At 55.6% G+C, this 22,147-nt stretch carries 19 protein-coding genes and 1 pseudogene; 6 read left to right on the top strand and 14 right to left on the bottom strand.

The genetic code is table 11. The annotated features are described in order from the left end of the window. Positions 1 to 54: 54 nt before the first annotated feature. The 3 genes from J2I47_RS23945 to J2I47_RS23935 form a co-directional block, all read right to left on the bottom strand. Positions 55 to 732 carry a hypothetical protein gene (locus tag J2I47_RS23945; protein ID WP_207367155.1) on the bottom strand — a complete coding sequence of 226 codons (678 nt, stop codon included), beginning with the start codon at positions 730 to 732 and terminating at the stop codon, positions 55 to 57. 268 nt (positions 733 to 1,000) lie between these two features. Next, complete coding sequence (locus J2I47_RS23940) at positions 1,001 to 1,864, bottom strand: alpha/beta fold hydrolase (RefSeq protein ID WP_229374915.1); 864 nt, start codon at positions 1,862 to 1,864, stop codon at positions 1,001 to 1,003. A 302-nt stretch (positions 1,865 to 2,166) separates the two neighbouring features. After that, a complete protein-coding gene (locus J2I47_RS23935) occupies positions 2,167 to 3,777 on the bottom strand; it encodes an NAD(P)/FAD-dependent oxidoreductase (protein WP_207367154.1) in 1,611 nt (536 codons plus the stop codon). A gap of 80 nt (positions 3,778 to 3,857) precedes the next feature. Between J2I47_RS23935 and J2I47_RS23930 the strand changes: the two genes are divergently transcribed. After that, entirely contained in the window at positions 3,858 to 4,427 is a 570-nt protein-coding gene (locus tag J2I47_RS23930) for a D-sedoheptulose-7-phosphate isomerase (protein WP_207367153.1), read from the top strand. Positions 4,428 to 4,657: 230 nt separating this feature from the next. Here J2I47_RS23930 and J2I47_RS23925 read toward each other — a convergent pair whose 3' ends face one another. Then, positions 4,658 to 5,590, bottom strand: a complete 933-nt coding sequence (locus tag J2I47_RS23925) for an ROK family protein (RefSeq protein ID WP_207367152.1) — start codon at positions 5,588 to 5,590, stop codon at positions 4,658 to 4,660. A gap of 5 nt (positions 5,591 to 5,595) precedes the next feature. Continuing rightward, positions 5,596 to 6,233, bottom strand: a pseudogene (locus J2I47_RS27065) (HAD family hydrolase). A 161-nt stretch (positions 6,234 to 6,394) separates the two neighbouring features. Between J2I47_RS27065 and J2I47_RS23915 the strand changes: the two are divergent. Next, a complete protein-coding gene (locus tag J2I47_RS23915; protein WP_207367151.1) occupies positions 6,395 to 7,606 on the top strand; it encodes an acyl-CoA dehydrogenase family protein in 1,212 nt (403 codons plus the stop codon). 160 nt (positions 7,607 to 7,766) lie between these two features. Here the strand turns inward: J2I47_RS23915 and J2I47_RS23910 are convergent, their stop codons facing one another. After that, positions 7,767 to 8,819, bottom strand: a complete 1,053-nt coding sequence (locus J2I47_RS23910; RefSeq protein WP_207367150.1) for an SDR family NAD(P)-dependent oxidoreductase — start codon at positions 8,817 to 8,819, stop codon at positions 7,767 to 7,769. Between the two features lie 123 nt (positions 8,820 to 8,942). Beyond that, positions 8,943 to 10,103 (bottom strand): zinc-dependent alcohol dehydrogenase, encoded by a 1,161-nt coding sequence (locus J2I47_RS23905; RefSeq protein ID WP_207367149.1) that lies wholly within the window; start codon positions 10,101 to 10,103, stop codon positions 8,943 to 8,945. A gap of 528 nt (positions 10,104 to 10,631) precedes the next feature. Here J2I47_RS23905 and J2I47_RS23900 point away from each other — a divergent pair. Next, complete coding sequence (locus tag J2I47_RS23900) at positions 10,632 to 11,216, top strand: hypothetical protein (protein ID WP_207367148.1); 585 nt, start codon at positions 10,632 to 10,634, stop codon at positions 11,214 to 11,216. A 264-nt stretch (positions 11,217 to 11,480) separates the two neighbouring features. On the opposite strand, the gene J2I47_RS23895 is transcribed toward J2I47_RS23900, so the two are convergent. The 4 genes from J2I47_RS23895 to J2I47_RS23880 form a co-directional block, all read right to left on the bottom strand. After that, positions 11,481 to 11,819 (bottom strand): type II toxin-antitoxin system RelE/ParE family toxin, encoded by a 339-nt coding sequence (locus tag J2I47_RS23895; RefSeq protein ID WP_207367147.1) that lies wholly within the window; start codon positions 11,817 to 11,819, stop codon positions 11,481 to 11,483. After that, positions 11,812 to 12,015 (bottom strand): hypothetical protein, encoded by a 204-nt coding sequence (locus tag J2I47_RS23890; RefSeq protein ID WP_207367146.1) that lies wholly within the window; start codon positions 12,013 to 12,015, stop codon positions 11,812 to 11,814. The genes J2I47_RS23895 and J2I47_RS23890 overlap by 8 nt, the downstream gene beginning before the upstream one ends. A 503-nt stretch (positions 12,016 to 12,518) precedes the next feature. Next, entirely contained in the window at positions 12,519 to 14,498 is a 1,980-nt protein-coding gene (locus tag J2I47_RS23885; protein ID WP_207367145.1) for an OmpA family protein, read from the bottom strand. Positions 14,499 to 14,545: 47 nt separating this feature from the next. After that, positions 14,546 to 15,181: a 7-carboxy-7-deazaguanine synthase QueE gene (locus J2I47_RS23880; protein ID WP_207367144.1), complete on the bottom strand. Its 636-nt coding sequence runs from the start codon at positions 15,179 to 15,181 to the stop codon at positions 14,546 to 14,548. 150 nt (positions 15,182 to 15,331) lie between these two features. Between J2I47_RS23880 and J2I47_RS23875 the strand changes: the two genes are divergently transcribed. Then, the gene (locus tag J2I47_RS23875; RefSeq protein WP_207367143.1) at positions 15,332 to 15,556 is read left to right on the top strand and encodes a Kazal-type serine protease inhibitor family protein; all 225 of its coding nucleotides are present in this window, start codon (positions 15,332 to 15,334) and stop codon (positions 15,554 to 15,556) included. Between the two features lie 160 nt (positions 15,557 to 15,716). Then, on the top strand, positions 15,717 to 16,574 hold the full coding sequence (locus tag J2I47_RS23870) for an alpha/beta fold hydrolase (protein ID WP_229374914.1): 858 nt from the start codon (positions 15,717 to 15,719) through the stop codon (positions 16,572 to 16,574). Positions 16,575 to 16,619: 45 nt separating this feature from the next. Here J2I47_RS23870 and J2I47_RS23865 read toward each other — a convergent pair whose 3' ends face one another. The 3 genes from J2I47_RS23865 to argH form a co-directional block, all read right to left on the bottom strand. After that, positions 16,620 to 18,215, bottom strand: a complete 1,596-nt coding sequence (locus tag J2I47_RS23865; RefSeq protein WP_207367141.1) for a hypothetical protein — start codon at positions 18,213 to 18,215, stop codon at positions 16,620 to 16,622. Positions 18,216 to 18,347: 132 nt separating this feature from the next. After that, positions 18,348 to 19,220, bottom strand: a complete 873-nt coding sequence (locus tag J2I47_RS23860; protein ID WP_207367140.1) for a carbon-nitrogen hydrolase — start codon at positions 19,218 to 19,220, stop codon at positions 18,348 to 18,350. Positions 19,221 to 19,502: 282 nt separating this feature from the next. Next, a complete protein-coding gene (gene argH, locus J2I47_RS23855) occupies positions 19,503 to 20,762 on the bottom strand; it encodes an argininosuccinate lyase (RefSeq protein ID WP_310587738.1) in 1,260 nt (419 codons plus the stop codon). Positions 20,763 to 21,143: 381 nt separating this feature from the next. Between argH and J2I47_RS23850 the strand changes: the two genes are divergently transcribed. Beyond that, on the top strand, positions 21,144 to 22,121 hold the full coding sequence (locus J2I47_RS23850) for a type I phosphomannose isomerase catalytic subunit (protein ID WP_207367138.1): 978 nt from the start codon (positions 21,144 to 21,146) through the stop codon (positions 22,119 to 22,121). Positions 22,122 to 22,147: the final 26 nt, after the last annotated feature.

Genomic DNA, 22,147 nt, shown 5'->3' with positions numbered 1-22,147 from the left:
TTCATAGCCGCCTCTGATGCCTGCCGTACACGCATTACAGACTGGTTTTGAACGCTACTGTTTCTTTTTGTCGTCGGTGCCCCAGACCACATTGAAGGTGCCGTTGGTAATCACAATATCATCTGTCTTGTCGCCCTTCTTGGTATTGCTGTGGTCGTGGGGATCACCCTTCACAAACATGCCGCCGCCCGCCGCGGTGATGGCTTTGTCTTCCAGGTTCTGCCGCAGGCCAAAGCCCCCAAGGGTGGCCATGACGCGTTTTTTGTAGGTCTGCCCCCGCAACGTACCCGAAAATGTGCCCTCGATGCTGGTGTCCGTCACCTTCGTGATCGTCACCGTGCCCTCGCGTGACTCGCCATCCTGAAAGGCGTGCCCCATGCCTTTGGTTTCTTCGGTGTAGTCGAGCAGGGCATAAACAGGGTTGGATCCATCAGCTACGTTGTTTTTATTGAACGTCTCCCGCACCGATCTGTCGCTCTCGTCCAGAATCTTGTAGGTGCCGGGCTTGAGATCGTTGAGGTAAAAGAACCGGAGCCAAAGCTGCACGTCGGGGTTGACGTTCATGCCCGCGATGGCCAGGTAGCGCATAGTGCCGGGCAGGGGTAATTTCAGGCGCTGGCCTTTGGCTTCAAACGGTTTGCCGTTGACAGTGGCCGTGAATGTCGACGTGGTCTGGGCCATGGCTGATGACCCTACAAGCAGAGTGAGGATTAGGATACGAAGCGTGCGCATGGTTTTCTGTGTTTTTCGGGCAAGCTACGCGCTGTACCAGAGACAGATATGCACCATTGCGTTTCCGGTCAGGTATTGAGCAAACGGGGGTAAAGTTGTTGGCTTCGCGCATTGTGGCTTCGCGCTCTAGGCCCTTCGATAGGCTCAGGGTGACAGCCCATTTGAAGCAATTCGAGGAGCTGATTCTAGTTTTCTGTCACCCTGAGCTTGTCGAAGGGCTATGCGTCAGCCATCTTCAGCACGCCAAGCCATAACGCGCGAAGCAACACTACCCCAAAAACTCAACCACTAACTCATTCACCCCCCCAGCTTCTTCGTGTTGCACCCAGTGCGTGGCGTTTTCAAAAAAAACCAGTTGACCGGTGTCGCACAGGTCAATGCTGGGCTGGGCCATGTCGCGGATGAGGAAATCGTCTTTTACACCCCAGATGAGCAGGGTAGGCACCGTAATGCGCTCGTTGATAGGCAGTGCAGGACGGTGCTGCGCAAAGGCCCGGTACCAGTTGATCATGGTGCGCAGGGCCGGAACGCCCGTTGGCCCCGGCTGTGACCAGGCTGTTTGGTAGGCGTTAAGATCGGCGGCGGAAAAGGTGCCGGGGCGGCTGCTCTGCCGGAGTGTTCGGGTCATGCCCCAGTACCGCCCTAACCCCGATAGCCATTCGGGCAAAAACGGAATCTGGAAAAAAGCGGTATACCAGCTTTTCAGGAGCTGACGGGGACTTTTGCGCAAAAAACGGAGCATCACGGCGTAGTGCGGCACGTTCATACATACCAGCTTGTCGACGCGTTCGGGGTGTGAAGCCGCCAGCCACCAGGCTACCACCGCGCCCCAGTCGTGCCCAATGATGATGGCCTTGTCCACCCCCGCCGCATCAATAAGACCCAGCACATCGGCCACCAGTTTGTCGATACTGTACTGCCGGATGCCAACGGGTTTGTCGCTGAGGTTATAGCCCCGCTGATCGGGCACCCAGACGCGAAAACCTGCCGCCACCAACGCCGGAATCTGCGCCCGCCAACTGTACCAAAACTCCGGAAAACCATGCAATAAAATAACCAGCGGCCCATTTTCGGGGCCGTCCTGCATGACGTGAAGGGTGATGCCGTTGGTCTGTATGTAGGTGGATGTCAATTGAATTTTTCGGTTAGCAGTTATAGGCAGCTTCGCGTTGTGCGATGGCTTCAAGTAAGCCACCCCGACAGGCTCAGGGTGAGAAAGGAGCTTTCTTTGTCATCCCGACGACAGGAGGGATCTAGCGTCCTATCACTCAATTCTGCTTGTAGGACGCTAGATCCCTCCTGTCGTCGGGATGACAAAGAAAGCTCCTTTCTCACCCTGAGCCTGTCAAGGAGGCCTGTTCGAAGGGCCAGGCGATAGCAACCTAGACCACCAACCTCATCTAGCGTAGCCACCTATTTCCCATTTCCCCAAAATTACCCATACAGCGCCACCAACTCATTGGCGCAGCGTTCACCGTCCATGGCCGCCGAGACAATGCCACCGGCATAGCCTGCACCTTCACCGCAGGGAAACAGGCGGCGGGTGGTGAGGTGTTCGCAGGTGTCGCGGTCGCGGGGGATGCGGACGGGGGAGGAAGTACGACTTTCGATGCCGATAAGTTGGCCTTCGTTGCTGAGGTATCCCCGCATTTTCTGGCCGAAGTCACGCAGTCCCTGCCGCAACGGCTGGGCAATGTGAGTGGGCAGCACCTCGCGCATGTCCACCGAGAGCAGGCCCGGCTGGTACGACGTGTCCAGCAAAGATGACGACACGCGACCATCCACAAAATCAGCAATACGTTGCGCCGGGGCCGTCTGCGACAGGTTACCCGCAGGACTGGCCACCCGACAGGCCCGCTGCTCGATGTCCTGCTGCAACAGCAATCCAGCCAGCGGTCCGTGGTGGGCGTAGGGCTTGAGGTCGGCGTCGGTGATGGCCACAACCAGGCCCGAATTGGCCCATTTTGAGTCGCGCCGGGAGGGCGACATGCCATTGACAACCAGTTCGCCGGGGGCGGTGGCCGAGGGGACAATGAACCCGCCGGGGCACATGCAAAACGAGAATACGCCCCGCTCCACGCCGCCGAACCTGGTTTGCGTTACCAGACTATACGACGCGGCGGGCAGGTACTCCCCACGCCCCAGATTGGGCGACTGTGTGCTGTGGCGGGGTGCCAGGTGATATTGCAGCGTGTCGATGAGCGACTGCTGATGCTCGATCCGGACGCCCATCGCGAAGGCTTTGGCCTCGATCAATACATTCCGCTGGTGCAACAGATGAAACACGTCCCGCGCCGAATGGCCCGTGGCCAGAATCACGCCCAGTCCCGTGTATTCCTGACCGTCGGCGGCAACGACCCCCCGGATCTGGTCTCCCGTGAGCAGCAGGTCCACCACTTTGGTGTTGAAATGCACCTCGCCGCCTGCGTTCAAAATTTGCTCACGCAGGGCAGCCACCACGGTGGGTAGTTTGTTCGTGCCGATGTGCGGGTGAGCGTCGACCAGAATCTGCTCGGTGGCACCGTGAGCGACGAAAATCTCCAGAATCCGCCGAATGTCGCCGCGCTTGCTGGAACGGGTGTAGAGCTTACCGTCGGAATAAGTACCCGCGCCGCCTTCGCCAAAACAATAGTTCGATTCGGGGTTGACGACGTGGTCTTTGTTGATGGCCGCCAGATCGCGCCGCCGCGCCCGCACGTCGCCGCCGCGTTCTAGCACAACGGGTTTCAGGCCCAGTTCAATCAGCCGCAGGGCCGCAAATAACCCCGCCGGGCCAGCCCCTACAATGACCACCGGGCGGGCATTTGTCACGTTGGGGTAGGCCAGTCCGTGTTGAATGAGTGGGGGAGGGGTTTCGCCTGCGTATACGTCGGCGTCGATATGCACTTTGGTCTGCCGCCCGCGCGAGTCGATGGATTGGCGGCGCTTGCGTACGACCACGTCGGGGGTGTCGGGCAGGTTGAGGTATTGGAGGACGTGGGCGCGAAAGACCGCTTCGTCCAGGCCCTGTTCGGGCAACAGGGTCAGTGACAGTGACTGCATCATACGGAAAAATGGGCCGGTGTTTATCCGGCAACGCAAGCGCAAATTTACCAATTTTACGCCTGAACTTTCGCTGAACGTATATGACAACCGCCTATTTCACCGATTACCTTGCGAAACAGCAAGCGCTTTATCAGACTATTCCTATTGACACGGTGACCCGTTGGGCGGCTATGCTGCATCAGGCTTGGGTCGATGAGCGGCAGTTGTTTGTTTTCGGCAACGGCGGCAGCGCCATGAACGCCTCGCATTTTGTGACGGACCTGGGTAAAAGTGCCTCAGATCGTATGGGGAAGCGGTTTCGGTGCCTTTGTCTGAACGAAAGCATCTCCTGGATAACGGCCCTGGGCAATGATTATGCCTACGAAGACGTGTACGCCGGACAGCTTCAAAATTACGCCCGCCCCGGCGATCTGGTGCTGGCCCTGAGCGTGAGTGGGTCGTCGCCCAACGTGGTGAAGGCGGTGGAGTGGGCCAACGACCATGCCCTAACCACGCTGGCCCTGGTGGGTGGCAACGGCGGCAAACTGGCCGACATAGCCACCGAGCACATCCGCCTGCCCGACACCCATTTCGGCCGCGTCGAAGACGCCCAAATGACCATCTGTCACCTGCTTTGTTACTGCTTTATTGAAGGGGAAGTGGAGAGCTAAGAAGTAGGTAGCTATGCGCTCTGGTGGCTCCGCGTTTCAAGCCCTGCGGCTGGCTCAGGGTGAGTGGGGGGCTTTCTTTGTCATCCCGACGCAGGAGGGATCTACTTTCCTAACTCAGAATCTGCTTGAAGGAGACTAGATCCCTCCTGCGTCGGGATGACAAAGAAAGCCCCCCACTCACCCTGAGCCGGACGAAGGGCACGATGCGCAGAGTCACGCCAGCGGTCACCTCACTTCTCACCTCCTAGCATTGCCAGTGCGCCAACGGGTACTACGTCGGTACCTAGTTGGGCCAGCCGGACGGCGGGTGGTGGTTGAAAAGCGGCCATGACCAATGGTGGAAGGGCCGTCTCCACAGCCTGCCGCAACGGTTCGCCGATGAGCGACAGGCCGCCGCCGAGTACCAGCACGTCTGGGTGAAACAGATGAACCACGTGTGATAACCCCAGCGCAATCATGCGGCCAAGCTGTTGCACTAGCTGCTGCGCGGCGGGGTCATGGTCGGCCAGGGCAGGAGCCAGCCAACGGGCCTCGCCGCCGGGCTGACCGGCCATATCAACATAGCGTCGCAGGGGTGAATGGGGCGGAAGTTGGGGTAGCCGGTTGCGAATTTGCCGGTCAACGGCCCAACCCGATGTGGCCTGTTCCAGCGTTTGTCCGGGCGACTGCTCGGTGGGTGGCGTAACCCATACGTGGCCAATTTCGGCTTCGCCGGGTCGGGCACCCCGGTACAGTTGCCCGTCGATGACCATGCCGCCGCCCACGCCACTGCCCAGCGTCACGTAGAACACATGCCGGTAGCCTTGTCCTGCACCGCGCAAAGCTTCACCCAGCGCAGCCACGTTCGCATCATTTTCGACGCATACCCGCGTGACCCCCGTGCGCTCCCGAAGCCAGTTGGTCAGGTTCACCCCCGACCAGCCCGACACCTGATGCGAGGTGATGATCTGTCCCGTTTCGGCATCGACCGGCCCGCCAAAACCCACGCCAATGGCACTGGGCGGCGTGGCTAACTGGCTCATTGCCTGCTCAATCCAGGCCAGAATAGCCGTAGCGTTAGTGCCCGGTTCAATAGCCCGGTGGAACCGTTGACGGATCGGCCCCTGAGGGTCGGCCACCACAAGCTGAAGCTTGGTGCCCCCAATTTCGATGCCTACATGCATGATTGTCAGTGGGTTTGCTGACCTAGCCACGGAAGCAGGGCGGGGTCAGCGAAGTGGTCGATGATGAGGTTGGCACCGGCATTGGCGAGTTCGGCGCGGGTGTGGGTTGTAGCCAGCGCCACCACGCGCATGTTGGCCCGCAGGCCCGCTTCGATGCCCGAAAAGGCATCTTCAAACACCACACACTGACCCGGCTCAGCCCCCATCCGACTGGCCGCAGTCAGGTAAATCTCCGGGTCGGGCTTACCGCGGCTGATCATCGACGCATCCACCAGCGTCTGGAAAGCGGAGCGGATCGAGAGGCCATCCAGTACGAAGTCAATGTTTCCGGCGGGGCCGAGCTGCCCACCGCGCACAGGACGTGCTGGGTTTTCAGGTAAGCCAGAAACGTTTTCAGGCCCGTAGTGGGCGTCAGGTGCGGGGCGTACAACTGTCGGTAGCTACCATCCAGCGCGGTGGCGAGTGGCGTCAGTTCGTCGGTGTGCAGATCGCGGCCCAGCACGTAGGGAATGGAAGCCGCCGCTACCCGGCCGTTGATAAACTGATCGTACTGTTCGTGGGTAATGGGTCGCCCGTGACGCTCGGCGAAGGCAAACCAGTTTTGCCGGTGGAAGTGGGCGTTGTCGATCAGCACACCGTCCATGTCGAACAAGGCGGCTTTGATGGGTTGGGGCATATACTGAATTACCGCAGCCTCTGGCGAGTGGGCACCGGGGCTGATTATGTTTATGGCCAAAGCCGTATTTTGTGGCAGAATACTTTGTGTGGCACCAACAAGCCCGCGCTAATTCTTGTTTTGGCCCTATGCAAGCTCAACCCACAGTAACCTCGCCCCGCCTGAAAACCGACCAGTTTGAGTCGCCGGATTTTTACCAGATCGACGATTTGCTCACGGCTGAACAGAAGCTCGTGCGGTCGGCGATGCGCGATTTCGTGAAGCGCGAAATTACCCCCACCATCGACGACTACGCTCAGCGGGCTGAATTTCCGGAGGGCATTTTAGCCAAATTCGGGCAAATTGGTGCGTTTGGCTCCACCATCCCGGTTGCGTATGGCGGTGGTGGTCTAGACCAGATCAGCTACGGACTGATGATGCAGGAGATTGAACGGGGCGACTCAGGCATGCGCTCAACGGTGTCGGTGCAAAGCTCACTGGTGATGTACCCGATCTACGCGTTTGGCTCCAACGACCAGAAAGCCAAGTACCTGCCCCGGCTGGCCAAGGGTGAACTGGTAGGCTGCTTTGGCCTCACCGAAGCCAACCACGGGTCGGACCCCGGTGGTATGACAACGGCCTTTATTGAGCGCTCTGACTACTTTTTGCTCAACGGGTCGAAGCTCTGGATCACCAACGCGCCCATTGCCGACATCGCCGTGGTATGGGCCAAAAACGAGCAGGGTAAAATTCGCGGTCTCATCGTAGAACGCGGTATGGAGGGTTTCTCCGCCAACGAGATCGAGCGGAAATGGTCGCTCCGCGCCAGCCGCACGGGCGAGTTGACTTTTACCGACGTGAAGGTGCCCAAAGAAAACCTGTTGCCTGAAGCGGCTGGCCTGAAAGCACCATTGCAATGCCTCGATCAGGCCCGCTACGGTATTGCCTGGGGGGCGGTGGGTGCCGCTATGGACTGCTACGAGGCCGCCCGGAAATATGCGCTCGAACGCATCCAGTTCGACAAACCAATTGCGTCGTTTCAGTTGATACAGAAGAAGTTAGCCGAAATGCTGACCGATATTACCAAGGCGCAGTTGCTTTGCTGGCGGTTGGGTATGCTCAAGAACGCGGGTACGGCCACCACAGCCCAGATATCCCTCGCCAAGCGCGATAACGTCGATATGGCCCTGCGCGTGGCCCGCACCAGCCGCCAACTCCTCGGTGGCATGGGCATCACCGGGGATTACCCCATCATGCGCCACCTGATGAACCTCGAATCAGTCGTGACCTACGAGGGCACCCACGACATTCACCTGTTGATTCTGGGGGCCGAGATCACGGGTATTTCGGCGTTTAAATAGGGTAGGGTAAGGAAGTTTAAGGTGAAGCGGTTTTGGGTGTTTTGTCATCCCGACGCCAGGAGGGATCTACTTTCCTGTCTCACAACAGGCTTGAAGGAAAGTAGATCCCTCCTGGCGTCGGGATGATAAAACACCCAAAACCGCTTCACCTTAAACTTCCTTATCCTACTACCTCTTCTACCTTACTTTTGGCACCATTGTAGGCGCTTTTGACCGTATCGGCTACCGTGTCAGCGATGTCTGAGAGGGCACTTTTGGCTTTATACTGGGCTTTTTTGCCTTTGTAGTAATACTTGGCCTTATTGTAGTTGCTGATACCAAAATCGTCGCGTTTGCGGGATAGCAACCACAGGCCACCAATAATACCGATGCCTACGGCAAGGGCCACCGCAATCGTTTGCTTCTGATTTTCTTCGGCTTCTTCTTTTGGCGTCATATCGCTACGTACTCCTTTTGCCAGCAGTGGGTCGGGCAGGATGTGGGCCATCGCCACGCGGGCTTTGTTCATCCAGCCGGCCACCACATGGTCCTTGCCACTCATCAGGGCCTCGTAGCCTTCTTTAGCCACGGCGGCGGGGTCGGCGGTTTTGTTGGGGTCGGCACCCTTCACATTTTCGGCCCCAGCGGTTTTAAAGAAATTCGTGTTGGTCGCACCCGGCATCAGCACCGTCACGGTCACGTTGGTGTCTTTCAGTTCATTACGGATAGCCTCCGAAAACGACTTGATAAACGCCTTCGTCGCCCCGTAAACGGCCATCAGCGGGTTGGGAAATACCGACACTTCCGAGCCGAGCATCAGAATTTTACCCTCGTTGTGGGCTACCATGTCTTTCAGATACAGCTTGGTCAGGTGCACCAGCGCCACCGCATTGACCTGTACCATGTCCAGTTCCCGTTGCAGATCGGTTTCGGTGGCAAACATGCCATATTCGCCGAAACCGGCATCGTTCACCAGCACGTCGATCTGCTTGCCGCTCGTCTCGGCATAGATTTCGTCGGGGGCTTTCGGGTCCGACAGGTCTTTGCTGATAACGGTCGTTTCGGTGCCGTATTGATTGTAAAACATGCCCGCTATCTGATTCAGACCTTCTTCGTCGCGCCCCACGAGCACGAGGTTGTAGCCATCCTTGGCGAAAAGACGAGTGAGTTCACGGCCAATGCCGCTCGATGCGCCCGTGATCAGGGCTGTTTTTCCGTTTTGTTGGGTTTCCATGTGTTGTGTATTTGAACGTAAGGATTTACGATGTACGACTTACGATGTACGATTTGTTGCTGACGCATGAGCAGGGTGGCGTAAGCAATAAATCGTACATCGTAAGTCGTACATCGTAAATCCTTAAAATGGTTTCAGAATCACCTTCGTGCAGTCGTCTTCTTTCTTCTTGAAAATGTCGTAGGCGCGTGAGATTTCCGTTAGGGGCAGCACGTGCGATACGATGTCGTCGAGGACAACTTTGCCCTGTACAACCAGGTCGAGCAGGTGGTCGATGTTCTTATGAACAAACGACTGGCCCTGCTTAATGGTAATCCCTTTGTCGAAAATTCGACCCACCGGGAAATTGTCGAACATAGCGCCGTATACGCCTACTACCGACACGATGCCACCCCGGCGTACGGCCTGAAAACATTGCTCCAGCACGCTCACGGTGCCTTTTTCGAGGTTGATAACGGCTTTGGCTTTATCCAGAATAGACCGCTCGGCTTCCATACCCACGGCATCAACGCAAAGGTCGGCTCCACGCCCGTCGGTCATGTTGCGGATGGCTTCGATCACATCGACCTCGTGTGGATTCAGCGTTTCCACCTTGTTGACACGCCGTGCCCGCTCCAGCCGGTAATTGACCGGGTCGATGGCAATAACACGACCGGCACCCTGTATCCAGGCCGATTTCTGAGCCATCAGCCCCACCGGTCCCGACCCGAAAATGGCTACCGTTTCGCCGCCTTTCAACTCGCCCCACTCAATAGAACTCCAGCCCGTCGGGAAGATGTCGGACAAAAACAGCACCTGCTCGTCTTTCAACTCTTCGGGCACGTGGCGCAGGCCATAATCGGCGTAGGGCACGCGGACGTACTGCGCCTGACCGCCGTTGTAGCCGCCGTAGAGGTCGGAGTAGCCGAACAGGCCGCCGCCTTTTTCGGTCAGTACACCACCGTCGGGACCGTAGAATTCGGGGTTCGAGTTCTCGCAGTGCATTTCGTGGTGATTCTGGCAGAAAAAGCACTTCCCACAGGCTATGGTGAAGGGAACTACCACGCGGTCGCCTTTTTTAAGGTTGGTCACGTCTTTGCCCACTTCCTCTACGATGCCCATGAACTCGTGGCCCAGCACCTCGTTGCGAAGCTGGGGCAGAAAGCCGTCGTAGATGTGGAGGTCAGAGCCGCAGATGGCCGTTGACGTAACGCGCAGGACGACATCGCGTGACTGCTCAATTTTGGGATCATCCATCGTTTCGTAACGGATGTCGCCGACTTTGTGGAAGACTGCTGCTTTCATAAATCGTTTGGGTAAGAAACTGTACCGACAAGCGGACACAGGCCTAAACGCGGGCAGGCAGTCATGGTTTAAGAAACCAACTTAACCGGCTAATTTGGTAGGGTATGGCTGTGGCAGTATCTCGTGCTTAAAGTAGGCACAAACAACACCAATGTTACAGCAGCAGCGGCCAACTACCCCTGTGCCTGAAACACCCCAAGCTAGGAATGCACACGCTTAACAAGTATAGTTGGCAATAGAGGTAGCGTTATATATATTGTCAACACATTCGCTTGGTTGTTACGCTAAAACCAAATCGCGGAATTACAACGTACTAACAATCAAGCTAATGTAGTTCCGCGACTTTGCGTACTTTAACTTGTTGGGTGAAAAGTCCATAAAGTGCTTGTGGGGCGAGTTTCGGTTGACAGTCCGTACCTCCCGCAAGGCGGGTTTTTTACTTCCATTTCGGGGCCACGGGTGACAAGCTAAATGCCCCAATTAGAAAGGTTAAAGAATTGTTTGCCCATCAACTAAACAGCTACTGACATGCACCTACTTCGTTGCTCCGTTCTCGTGTTATCTGTTGCCCTATTGTTCAATGCGTGTAAGAAGGAGGAGGCACAACCTCAGGCTCCACTTGTTACGAACGGGGATATAGAGCAAAAATATCAAGGCTGGTTTTTCAACTTTAGTACACCAAACCAAGCTAATCCGAACGGATATGACCAGGGCTTCACCGCAGAGAGTGCGGCTTCCCCTCAGTACTCGTTAAAAATCAACTGTAACACAGTTAAAAACGATTCTGCATTCTGCTATTATGGTCAGCAGAACATACCAATTAAAGATATTCCAGTGGCAGCTAAGTTGACATTAAAGGCCAAAATAAAGACGGTCAACATGAAGGGTAGTGGCGTGTCTTTGGTGATTCGGGGTGATAAAGATGGTAAAACAGCTTTCTTTATGACTACCCAAGGCAAAATGTCAATTAACGATGTAAAAGAATTTACAGAGTACAGTGTAACAGTAGATTCGTTTCCGGGTAACGTCGATAATTTATTATTTTTTCTGGTCTATTTGCCCAAAACGACTGGAAGTGTTTATTTCGATGATGTATCTCTAACAGTAAATTGAAAAGGCTTGGACGGTGGGTTGTGATGCGCTCCACGTGGGCAGGTCACTTCTGACAAGATGCTCGCCAGTGAGAACGGTTTTCAGCCCAACCGAACAGGTATATAAGGGTTCAAGTACGTGTGTTCAGTTGAGTTATTCGCCCACCATCAGTACCTGTTGGCGTTGGGTGAAGAGAGAGTTCATCACTATTGGCAATCCCTTACAACACATGCCACTCGATACAGCGGTTGCGCTGGCGGGCTTCCTCGGAGGTGTTGGGGAGTGCTATTTATCAGTCACCGCCCTGTCAATCAGTTGCATGAGGGCTTTATCTGTGACTGTCGACTGCTCAGACTTATCGTATATTGAAAGCAGGTATAATTCATTATCAGCGGTCAGGTAATAGGTGATCACACGGGCACCGCCACTTTTTCCTTTATTTTTCGAGCTGATTGCCAACCGAATTTTGTAAGCGTTTTGCCCTAATGGCGTGCCCATCGAGGGGTTTTCCTGAAGATACGTTATCAGTGCCTGAAAATCAGCGTTGAGGGAGGCGTGTTTCTTGGCCATCCGTTTATACTCACGTTTGAACTCAGGAGTGAACGTTATCAACAGGTCACTCATTGTGGGCAAACAGTTCGGCAACTGATGGTTTGGGAAGCTTCCCTTCACGCATGGCCTTCATCTGGTCGAGGCTACGTTCCAGACCTTCTAACACAGGGGAAGCCGTCGTTTCTTTAATGTTAACGAAATCGAATTTTCCGAGTAACTCCATCAAAAAAGGCGCATCGGCATCGCGCACCTGAATATGTAAGTCCATTGAATTACAGAACGTTATGGATGAGTTATACTGGTTTGGCTTTGCCTAAACGTTTAAGCTTTGGCTTCAAAACTTAATCTAAAGTAGTGAAGTTCCTGCGTTACAACACGCGCCACGCTGTAGACTGCAGATGACGCTGATTGGGCGGATCAACGCTGACCTGTTTTATCTGCCGATGTCCCGTTATCCTCCCGTTGTCGCTTGGCTGAAGCCGAGTGACGGGTATCTGAGGGCCTCCGGCCCGTAGTGTAATATTGAGCCATGTTGGCCTAACTATGTCAAGTTCAAGCTACGGGCCGGAGGCCCTTTGATACTGGTCACTCGGCTGGAGCCAAGCGACAACGGGAGACAACGAGCGAAGTATGAGGTCAGGTTATTTTGGACAGGATTATCAGGATGGCGGGATTCACAGGATTTTTTCTTCGTTTCGACTATTGATTTCAGAACGAAACGAGGAAAAAATCCTGTTCATCCCGTCATCCTGCTAATCCTGTCCAAAAAAATCACAATACACGCCACTCGATGCGGCGGTTGCGCTGGCGGGCTTCGTCGGAGGTGTTGGGCACGGCGGGGCGGGTTTTGCCATAGCCAACGGCTTTCAGGCGGGTAGGGGCCACGCCCAATTTGGCCAGATAACCCACGACCGCCTGCGCCCGCCGCTTCGATAGTTCGAGGTTGGCCGCCGGGTCGCCCCGGTCGTCGGTGTGGCCCGCAATCTCGATTTGGGTGCTGGCGTTGGTCTTCAAAAACTCGGCGAGGCGTTCAAGCTCCGTGCGCGATTTGCCCGTCAGCTCATACCGACCCGACTCGAAAAAGAGGTTATTCAGCGTCTCTTTGCCCGCGTTGCCAAGCGGCTCCAGGGCCGCGTCGAGCGCCACGCCTTTGCCCATGCCCGTTTCGGTAGAGGTCTTGTCGGTGTAGTTGAACGACAGGCTTTTGAAGAGGTAGCCCGGCGCACTCACATACAGGGCATAATCGCCCCCGGCGGGCAGCACGGCCACATAATTGCCCGTTTCGGCATCGGATGCAATCCGCGAAACAGGTTGGTTGGTGCGCAGATCAATCAGGTCGAGGCTGGCGGTGAGGGGCTTTTTGGTGCGGGCGTCGGTGACAATGCCTTTGAGGTAATTGACGGGCTTTACCTGTTGCCGGAGCACGTCGGGCAGGTCGAAGGTGTAGATGCGCGACTTCTGCGAGAGACCTTCCTTTTGCTCTTCAAACGAATAATAAGCCCGGTTGCCGTTGGCCGCTACAAACAGCGACGCCTGATCTTCCGACGTATTGATGGGGTAGCCCAGGTTGCCCGGCTCGCCCCACTTGTGGTTGGTACTATCGGGCGTTAACCGGCTCATAAACAAATCATAACCCCCCAAACCCAAATGTCCTTCCGACGCGAAAAATAAGACCTGTCCGTTGGCGTGCAAAAACGGAGACGCCTCGTCGAAGGGGGTATTTACGGGCGTTCCCACGTTGGCGGGTTCACTCCAATCGCCGTTAGCAGAGCGGGTGCTGCGCCAGAGGTCGCGCTTGCCGAGGCCACCGGGGCGGTCGGAGATGAAGTATAGCTGCCGTCCGTCGGCCGAGAGGCTGGGCTGCGATTCGTAGTAACGGGTATTGACCGATGGCCCCAGATTTTCGGGTTTCGACCAGGTGTCGCCGGTTTTCTGGCTGCTGAACAGATCGCAGCCGCCGAAGCCACCCCGCTTGCTCTGGCAGGCCGTAAACACCACTAGTCGCCCATCGGCGGAGAGGCTGGCCGTGCCTTCATTTTCGGCCGTATTGATGTTGGTCGACAGGGGCACCGGCGTTTGCCAGCCCCCTTCCGCTGTCTGCGTGGCCGTCATCAGATCTTCGTCGCCATCGGGTTTCAGCATCGTGAACACGATGGTCTGCTCATCGGCGGTGAGCACCGGAAAATACTGAGAATCACCTACTTTAAGGCTCTCTGACAGCGGCTTCGGCTTCACCGACAGGGGGTGCAATACGGCCTCCTGTCCGTAGCGGGCGGTCGCCAGTAGCCGTTGCACCTGCTTGGCTTTCGACGATTGGGCCGGGAAGTTTTTGGCGAACGTTTCCAGCACCGGAACGGCGTCGGCGTAGCGCCCAAGCTTGAGCAGAATCTGCGATGCCCCCTGATAGGCGAGGGCCAGCGCGGCAGGGTCGGCGGGGAGTTTAATGGCGGCCTGATAGGTGCTTAGGGCCAGCTCGGGCTTGCGGACAAACTCATACAACTGCCCCAGCCGGATGTGCGCCTCCACAAAATTCGGCGACTCTTTTATCGCCTGTTGCAAAAACGGGATCGCCTCCGCTGCTTTCCGTTCGGCAAACAGCGACATCCCCTTCGTATACAGATCAACCGCCTGTTTGGATTGGGAGAAGGCGGGGAGGGAATGCACAATGCACAATGCACAATGTACAATGACCAGCATCGCCTTGAACCAGTGTAAGCCCGAACCGGTACGCCGGAGCGGCGGGACCGTCATTGTACCGCATCGGCGGACCGATTGTTCATTGTACATTGTACATTCCCTTACGGTATCTGCATGAACTTGTGTGTTTGTAACGAGACTTGCCACTGCGGATGTGCTTTTACATAGTCAACGATGCGGGGCAGCATTTCGTCTGACCGGCTCCATTCGGGTTGCAGCAATAAGCGGCAGTCGGGCCGGAGGTGGGGCACGAATGATTCGGCAAAAGCGAAGTCAGAGGCGTTGTAGATGATGACTTTCAGCTCATCGGCCTTCTGATAAATAGCCGGGTTGGGTTGCTTAAATTTCTTCGGCGAAAAGCAAATCCAGTCCCACGACCCCGTCACGGTCTGGCATACGCCTGATGTTTCGATATTGGTCTGGAAGCCAGCCGCTTGTAGCGCATTAGTCAGCGTGGTAAGGTCATGCATCAGCGGCTCGCCGCCGGTGATTACCACCATCCTGCCGGGGTATTGCCCGGCACCCGCTACCAGTTCGTCGACCGTTTGGCGCGGGTGGGCGTTCACGTCCCACGATTCTTTCACGTCGCACCAGTGGCACCCTACGTCGCAGCCACCGAGCCGGATAAAATACGCCGCCCGCCCCGCAAAAGCCCCTTCACCCTGAAGCGTATAAAACGCCTCCATCACGGGCAGGGATGTTGTTTCTGTTTGTTGTTGTACCTGTTCACTAAGCATAACACAAAGATACAACGCGACCATCGAACGGGTAAGCTGGTGGGAACGCACGAGCTTACCCGTTCAACGCACTCAACTTTTTTGATAACTTTTTACAACGCATTGGCCCCGTTTTAACTCTACACCAGTATACAAACCTGACAACGAACAATGAAAAAACTACTTGTTGCTGTGGTGGGGCTGATAGCCCTGGGCTGCGAAAAAGAAACTGTGTCGAGTGACTGTGTCGAGAAAATCAACCCCAACGTGGTCTGTACGCAGCAGTACGATCCCGTTTGTGGCTGTAACAACAAAACCTATGGCAACGCCTGCGTGGCCGGGGCGGCGGGTATTCGGGTTGTATCGAAGGGCGAGTGCAACAGCGCGGGTAAATAAACGCATGATAGTTGCCTGCTCATTCGCAAGTGACAAATAATCAGGCAGTCACGTTTATATTGTTCCGAAAAGTAATGACATGAAAAAGCACATTGGAATCAGCCGTGCGATGGTGGCTGTTTTGGTTGTGGCAATGTCCTGTCAATCAAACTCAACGGAAATGAAAAGCAAGTCAACCGAAACAACGGGCACAACAGCCAGTCGGGCGGTGAAGCCAGCAGAAAGCGGCTATGCCGATGTCAACGGGCTGAAGCTGTATTACGAAGTGTATGGCAGTGGTAAACCCATCGTACTGATCCACGGCTCTTTTATGACCATTCCCTTAAACTGGTCGCCATTCATTCCTCTTCTGGCCAAAGATCGGAAAGTCATTGTAGCAGAAATGCAGGGCCACGGCCGCACGAGCGACATACCCCGTGCGCTCAGCTATGAAAGCATGGCAGACGATGTAGCAGGCTTGCTCAGGCATTTAAAAATAGACAGTACAGATTTGCTGGGATATAGTATGGGCGGTGGCGTCGCTTTTCAGTTTGCCGTCCGCCATCCAAAGCAGCTACGCAGGCTCGTTATCTTATCAGGCGCCTATGCGCATGACGGATGGTGGCCCGATGCGGAGGCCGGTTTTGCTACGGCCACCGCCGATCAGTTTAAGGGCACGGCCATAAAAAAACAATACGACAGTCTTGGAAACGATCCGGCTCACTTCCCGGAATTTGTCAAGAAAGTTATCAGCATAGACCTGAAGCCGTATGACTGGTCGAAGGAGGTAAAGAAAATAACCGCCCCGCTGTTCATGGCCATTGGCGATGTTGACGGGGTACGGTATGAGCATGCGCTGGAACTCTTTCGGGCCAGGGGAGGCGGAAAAATGGGCGATCTGCACGGGCTGCCAAAATCCCGGCTAGCCATTATTCCGGGCACAACTCACATCGGTATGACGAAGCGGGCGGATTGGCTGGTACCGATGATTACTGATTTTCTGGATTCCGACCTGAACGCCACACCGCCCACGTTTTAGCCGGGCCTGGGTTCCCAAATGAAATACCATTCCCGCCTGATCAACTTATTTGCTCATCGTAGCCCGGCCCAGATAAATCTCGTCGGCGTTGAGGCGGACGGTGGTGTAGAACCGGTAGCCCTTGTCTACGTAGCGGACCATGAGGCTCGTTTTCTGGCCCGGTTTAGCATAGGGCATCGAGGCCGCAACCAGGATCTGATCCCCTTTCACCATAGCGCGGGCAAAAGGTAAGCCCCTGGTTTTGATCTGGTTTGCGTTGTATTTATACCAGTTTTGTCCCCCGTCATACGAGCATTCCGTTTCCTGGTTTAGAAACACGGCATCGTTGGTGAACATGTCGCCGTGGTGTTTGAAGATGCGCCACAGGCCATGAATATAATGTTCGTAGCAGGCGTAGTTTCGGTCACTGTCGAGGCCCTGCCGTTCGGGGTCTTTGGGCGTGGGCTGGTCGGGTTTTAGCTCTACCAGGTCGTCCCAGAAAACGCAGCCGTAGGCACCGGTCATCCAGTAGAAAATGCCCGTTCCCTCGGCCACCATCGGCGGCGCTGGGTTCGATGCTTTCTGACTGCGGTTAAACGGGGCCTGGGTGTTAAACATCCACACGTACCCCAGCCGCGGCTTATCTGACAGCCGCATGTTGTACTCCTGTTCCGCCAGCAAGCCCGCCAGCCAGTGCCGGTCGGCGTCGCCGGTGTGGGGAATGGTATAATCAAAATCGGGATAGACAAAGTAGGTGCCAGCCATCTGAAAATCAACGTAGTCGGAGAACGATTTGCCCACGATGTCGTTGGGCATGCCGCGCTGCCGGGAGGTGGCCGTCTGTTTGGCTTTCATATTCCAGAGCGGAAACGGCGTAGCCGAGTAGTCCATGGCCCGTGAGTAACCGAAGCCGCTATGGGGAATTGGGCCAATAGACCCGATCATGGTGCGGGGGTCGGCAATGTCGCGGGTGGCTTTCATAAAGTAGGTGTACAGGTTGGCTTGCTCCTGCAAAACCTCGTCTTTAACGCCCTCATTCTCAATGTCGAAGAAGATTTTGCCGTAGCCGCTTTTATCACGTCCGTTGGGACAATCGTTGTACAGCTGGCATGACCCTGCCAGCCCCTGAATAGCCGAATAGATGTTGTTGAGTTTGTCGCGGTTGCCGGGCATAGGCCGGAAGTACGTTTCGGCGGCCAGGTTGCCGTTGCCCGCCCACGGAATGTTATACGGGCCCAGCCGGAAATGATGCTGCCCTACGCCGTCGGTGCGTTGTTCGAAGGTGAGTCGGCTTGTCCAGCCGGGCCTGATCCGGTTGGGGTCGCGGGCAACCTCTTCGTCCCATACCATCCGCGTCCGGTCTATCGACGAAAAACCACGCCGGAACAGCTTGTCCCATTCGCGGCCCAGGTGCAGGTTTCGCCCTGCCGCGCAAAACGTGATGGAACGGGTACTGGGCAGCACAAAATCGTCGACCACGTCGAGACTCCAGTAGCCCTTCCGGGTGGTGGGCGTGAAATTGCTCCGGGGCGTGGGCGTCAGCGGCGTTTCGGCGGGTAGTTTCCCCGTCACCGTTGCCCCCGCCGAATGCACCATCCGGTCGGAACTGGTGAAGAATACGCTGCCCGAAACAGCCGTGAGCAAGATCAGTAATAAACGCATGGTGGTTTTGGACATGGTTAACGAGAGTGAATTAATGTACAATGTATAATGAACAATGTACAATGGCTTCGCGCTTAGCAGGTGCCGAATGCGAAGTCATTGTACATTGTTCATTATTCATTGTACATTAATTCACTCATCTATATATCGTTTGGTAATGGGCTGGTAGGAGTCGATGCGGCGGTCGCGGAGGTAGGGCCAGGTGGTGCGGTACTTGTCGGTTTGGGCCAAATCGATTTCCTGCACATGCACAACCTCCTGATCGTGAGGGGCTAGATACAGCAATGACCCAAACGGATTAGCCACAAATGACCCACCCCAGAACTGCTGATCGGCCTCGCGACCAACGCGGTTCACCGATACAACATGTACACCGTTGGCAATCGCGTGGCTCCGCTGAATCGTTTGCCAGGCATTATACTGTTCGGTGTTCTGCGCAGGGTCTACTTCGTTGGTGTCCCAGCCAATGGCCGTGGGGTAGACCAGCAGTTCGGCCCCCATCAGCGCCGTAATGCGGGCAGCTTCGGGGTACCACTGATCCCAGCAGATGAGCACGCCCACGCGGGCAAACTTAGTGTCGAACACCTTGTAGCCGAGGTCGCCGGGGGTGAAATAGAATTTCTCGTAATAGCCGGGGTCGTCGGGGATGTGCATCTTCCGGTACTTGCCCAGGTACGTGCCGTCGGCGTCGAGTACGGCGGTGGTGTTGTGGTACAGCCCCTGTGCCCGTTTCTCGAACAAAGAGGCTACAATCACCACGCCCAACTCCCCCGCCAGCGCGGCCATACGGTCGGTAGTGGGGCCGGGAATGGCTTCGGCCAGACTAAAATTATGATGGTCTTCCACGTCGCAGAAATACAGCGACGTAAACAGTTCCTGCAAACAGACAATCTGCGCTCCCTGCGCAGCGGCCTCCCGGATGCGCGCTTCAGCTTTGTCCACGTTGGTGGCCACGTCGGCCTCGCACGACATTTGGACCAGACCGATTTTTACTTTTTTAGACAATGGAATAGTGTTTGACGTTTGATGATAAAGATGTCTATGTCCTGACGGCTTTTTTGTCCTTCCGGCGGTTTTTGTCATCCCGACGTCAGGAGGGATCTAGTCTCCTAGTGCAGAATTTGATTGGAGGAGACTGGATCCCTCCTGACGTCGGGATGACAAAAAAAGCGCCGGAAGGACAAAAAAGCCGCCAGCAGGATAAAAACACCCCTGAGATGACAAAGCAACACCGGGGAGGACAAAATCCTAACACAAAAACCCCATTCTACCCCTCCCTGTTCCGACTTACCCCACCAGCGCCTTTTCAGCGGCCAGGGCTTTCTCGGCGCCGAAACCGGCCATCGCGGCATTCATGGCTTCGGTGATGACCTCGTTCATCAGGTTGCCGATGCTGCCTTCGTGGGTGTGGTGGAGCGTGCGCGGAGGCGTGTATGTATGCTCGGCAATCTCTTTACCCACGCGCCCATACGCCTCGCGGAAGGGTACGCCGCTCAACACCAGTTCGTTAACCCGCTCCACGCTGAAAAGCAGATCGTATTTGTGGTCGTCGAGCAGGTTGGGTTTTACCTGAATGTGTTCGAGCATGAAATCGGCGATGTGCAGGCAGTCGAGGATATCGTCGAAGGCGGGCATGAGCACTTCTTTCAATAGCTGCATGTCGCGGTGGTAGCCGGAGGGGAGGTTGCTCATCACCAGCGTTACTTCCATGGGCAGGGCTTTCAGGCGGTTACACTTGCCCCGCAGCAGTTCGGCCACGTCGGGGTTTTTTTTGTGCGGCATGATGCTGCTGCCCGTCGTGAGGGCGTCGGGGAGGGTCAGAAAGCCGAAGTTCTGGCTGTTGTAGAGGCAGATATCCATTGCCAGCCGGGCCAGGGTAGTAGCCACAGCCGCCAGAGCATTCAACGCTGTCTGCTCGGTCTTGCCCCGGCTCATCTGGGCATACACCACATTGACGTGAAGCCCCTCAAAACCAAGTAGTTCGGTAGTCAGCGTGCGGTTCAGCGGAAACGACGAGCCGTAGCCCGCGCCCGATCCCAGCGGGTTGCGGTTGGCGAAGCGGTAGGCTATTTGTAGCGTCAGCATATCATCGGAAAGGGCTTCGGCATAAGCACCGAACCATAAGCCGAACGACGATGGCATGGCAATTTGCAGGTGCGTGTAACCCGGCAGCAGGTCGTCCTTGTGTTGCTCAGAACGGGCAATGAGCCTGTCGAATACCCGCCGCGTAGCCCCGGCTACTTCCCAGAGCCGTGACCGGGTAAACAGTTTAAGGTCTACCAGCACTTGATCGTTGCGCGACCGGCCTGAATGGATTTTCTTGCCCACGTCGCCCAGGGCCTGCGTCAGCAATAACTCCACCTGCGAATGCACGTCTTCTACGCCGTCTTCGATCACAAACTGCCCCGACAGCGTCTGGGGATATAATTTCCGAAGTTCGGCGGCCAGCAACTCGTATTCATCGGGGGTGAGCAGGCCAATGGTGCTGAGCATGTGGGCATGGGCCAGGTTGCCGAGCACATCGAACGGGGCCAGGTACAGGTCCATGTCGCGGTCGCGGCCCACGGTAAAGCGGTCTATTTCGTCAGACACTACGGTGCCTTCTTTTTGCCAGAGCTTACTCAATGAGTGAATGAGCGATTGAGTGATTGAATATCGCCTGGAGCAAAATTATTCACTCATTCGCCTAATCGCTCATTTACTCAATAATAACATCCCCCGTAACTTGCCGGTTGTTCAGATAGGAAGTGACGGATAGGGTTTTTTTGGACAGGATTAGCAGGATTTCGGGATGAACAGGATTTTCTTGTTCGCCCTACCGATTTGCTCGGAAGTAAATAGAAAATCCTGTTCATCCCGAAATCCTGCTAATCCTGTCCAAAAAAAACTGTCCGTCACCATCAAAAAAATACAATCACGCAACCTGCCATGCTATATCCGCTTACGTTTACGCCCATTTTCAAAGACAAAATCTGGGGCGGTCACAAGATCAAATCCATCTTAGGCAAAGACTTCTCATCCCTTCCTAACTGCGGCGAAACCTGGGAGGTGTCGGGTGTACCGGGCAATATTTCGGTGGTGAAAGAAGGCGCGCTGGTAGGGGAGACCCTGCAGGCTGTGCTGGAGAAATACAAAGAGCAGTTGGTCGGGAAACATGTCTACGAGAAGTACGGCAACGAATTTCCGCTGCTGGTGAAGTTTATCGACGCCAACGATGACCTCAGTATTCAGGTGCACCCCAATGACGAACTGGCCAAGAAACGGCATAACTCGTTCGGCAAAACCGAGATGTGGTACATCATGCAGGCCGATCCTGGGGCAAAACTCAACGCTGGTTTCAACCGCGAGGTGACCAAAGACGAGTACGTGAAGGCGGTGTCCGACAACACCATTACCGACATCCTGAACATTGAGGAAGCCCACCCCGGCGACGTGTTTTTTCTCCCCGCCGGACGGGTACACTATATCGGGAAAGGGTTGCTATTGGCCGAGATTCAGCAGACGTCGGATATCACTTACCGCATTTATGATTTCGACCGGAAAGACGACAAAGGCCAAACCCGCGAACTGCATACCGAGCAGGCCGTCGACGCCATCGACTACCACTACTACGGCGATTATAAAACGCACTACGACAAGAAGTTAAACGAAAGTGTGAACGCCGTTACGAGCGATTATTTCGTTACCAACGTACTCCATTTCGACCAGGAAGTGATGCACGATTACACCCACCTCGACTCCTTTGTGATCCTGGTTTGCGTGGAAGGTGCCCTTACCGCCCAGACCGTTGGTGGCTATTCATTTGATTTAAAAATGGGCGAATGCGCCCTGATTCCCGCCTCCGTGTCCTCTGTTACGCTCATCCCCGAAGGGACCATGACCGTGCTGGAATCGTATGTACCTTGAGGGGGAGTTTCAGGTTTAACGTCCAA

Source organism: Fibrella rubiginis (assembly GCF_017353185.1).
GTDB lineage: Bacteria > Bacteroidota > Bacteroidia > Cytophagales > Spirosomataceae > Fibrella > Fibrella rubiginis.
This window is presented reverse-complemented; position numbering and strand designations above follow the sequence as displayed.

Coding starts and splice junctions, on each gene's coding strand:
- J2I47_RS23945 (WP_207367155.1), bottom strand. CDS start 732: ATGCGCACGCTTCGTATCCTAATCCTCACTCTGCTTGTAGGGTCATCA.
- J2I47_RS23935 (WP_207367154.1), bottom strand. CDS start 3,777: ATGATGCAGTCACTGTCACTGACCCTGTTGCCCGAACAGGGCCTGGAC.
- J2I47_RS23930 (WP_207367153.1), top strand. CDS start 3,858: ATGACAACCGCCTATTTCACCGATTACCTTGCGAAACAGCAAGCGCTT.
- J2I47_RS23925 (WP_207367152.1), bottom strand. CDS start 5,590: ATGCATGTAGGCATCGAAATTGGGGGCACCAAGCTTCAGCTTGTGGTG.
- J2I47_RS23915 (WP_207367151.1), top strand. CDS start 6,395: ATGCAAGCTCAACCCACAGTAACCTCGCCCCGCCTGAAAACCGACCAG.
- J2I47_RS23910 (WP_207367150.1), bottom strand. CDS start 8,819: ATGGAAACCCAACAAAACGGAAAAACAGCCCTGATCACGGGCGCATCG.
- J2I47_RS23905 (WP_207367149.1), bottom strand. CDS start 10,103: ATGAAAGCAGCAGTCTTCCACAAAGTCGGCGACATCCGTTACGAAACG.
- J2I47_RS23900 (WP_207367148.1), top strand. CDS start 10,632: ATGCACCTACTTCGTTGCTCCGTTCTCGTGTTATCTGTTGCCCTATTG.
- J2I47_RS23895 (WP_207367147.1), bottom strand. CDS start 11,819: ATGAGTGACCTGTTGATAACGTTCACTCCTGAGTTCAAACGTGAGTAT.
- J2I47_RS23890 (WP_207367146.1), bottom strand. CDS start 12,015: ATGGACTTACATATTCAGGTGCGCGATGCCGATGCGCCTTTTTTGATG.
- J2I47_RS23885 (WP_207367145.1), bottom strand. CDS start 14,498: ATGACGGTCCCGCCGCTCCGGCGTACCGGTTCGGGCTTACACTGGTTC.
- J2I47_RS23880 (WP_207367144.1), bottom strand. CDS start 15,181: ATGCTTAGTGAACAGGTACAACAACAAACAGAAACAACATCCCTGCCC.
- J2I47_RS23875 (WP_207367143.1), top strand. CDS start 15,332: ATGAAAAAACTACTTGTTGCTGTGGTGGGGCTGATAGCCCTGGGCTGC.
- J2I47_RS23870 (WP_229374914.1), top strand. CDS start 15,717: ATGAAAAGCAAGTCAACCGAAACAACGGGCACAACAGCCAGTCGGGCG.
- J2I47_RS23865 (WP_207367141.1), bottom strand. CDS start 18,215: ATGCGTTTATTACTGATCTTGCTCACGGCTGTTTCGGGCAGCGTATTC.
- argH (WP_310587738.1), bottom strand. CDS start 20,762: ATGGACCTGTACCTGGCCCCGTTCGATGTGCTCGGCAACCTGGCCCAT.
- J2I47_RS23850 (WP_207367138.1), top strand. CDS start 21,144: ATGCTATATCCGCTTACGTTTACGCCCATTTTCAAAGACAAAATCTGG.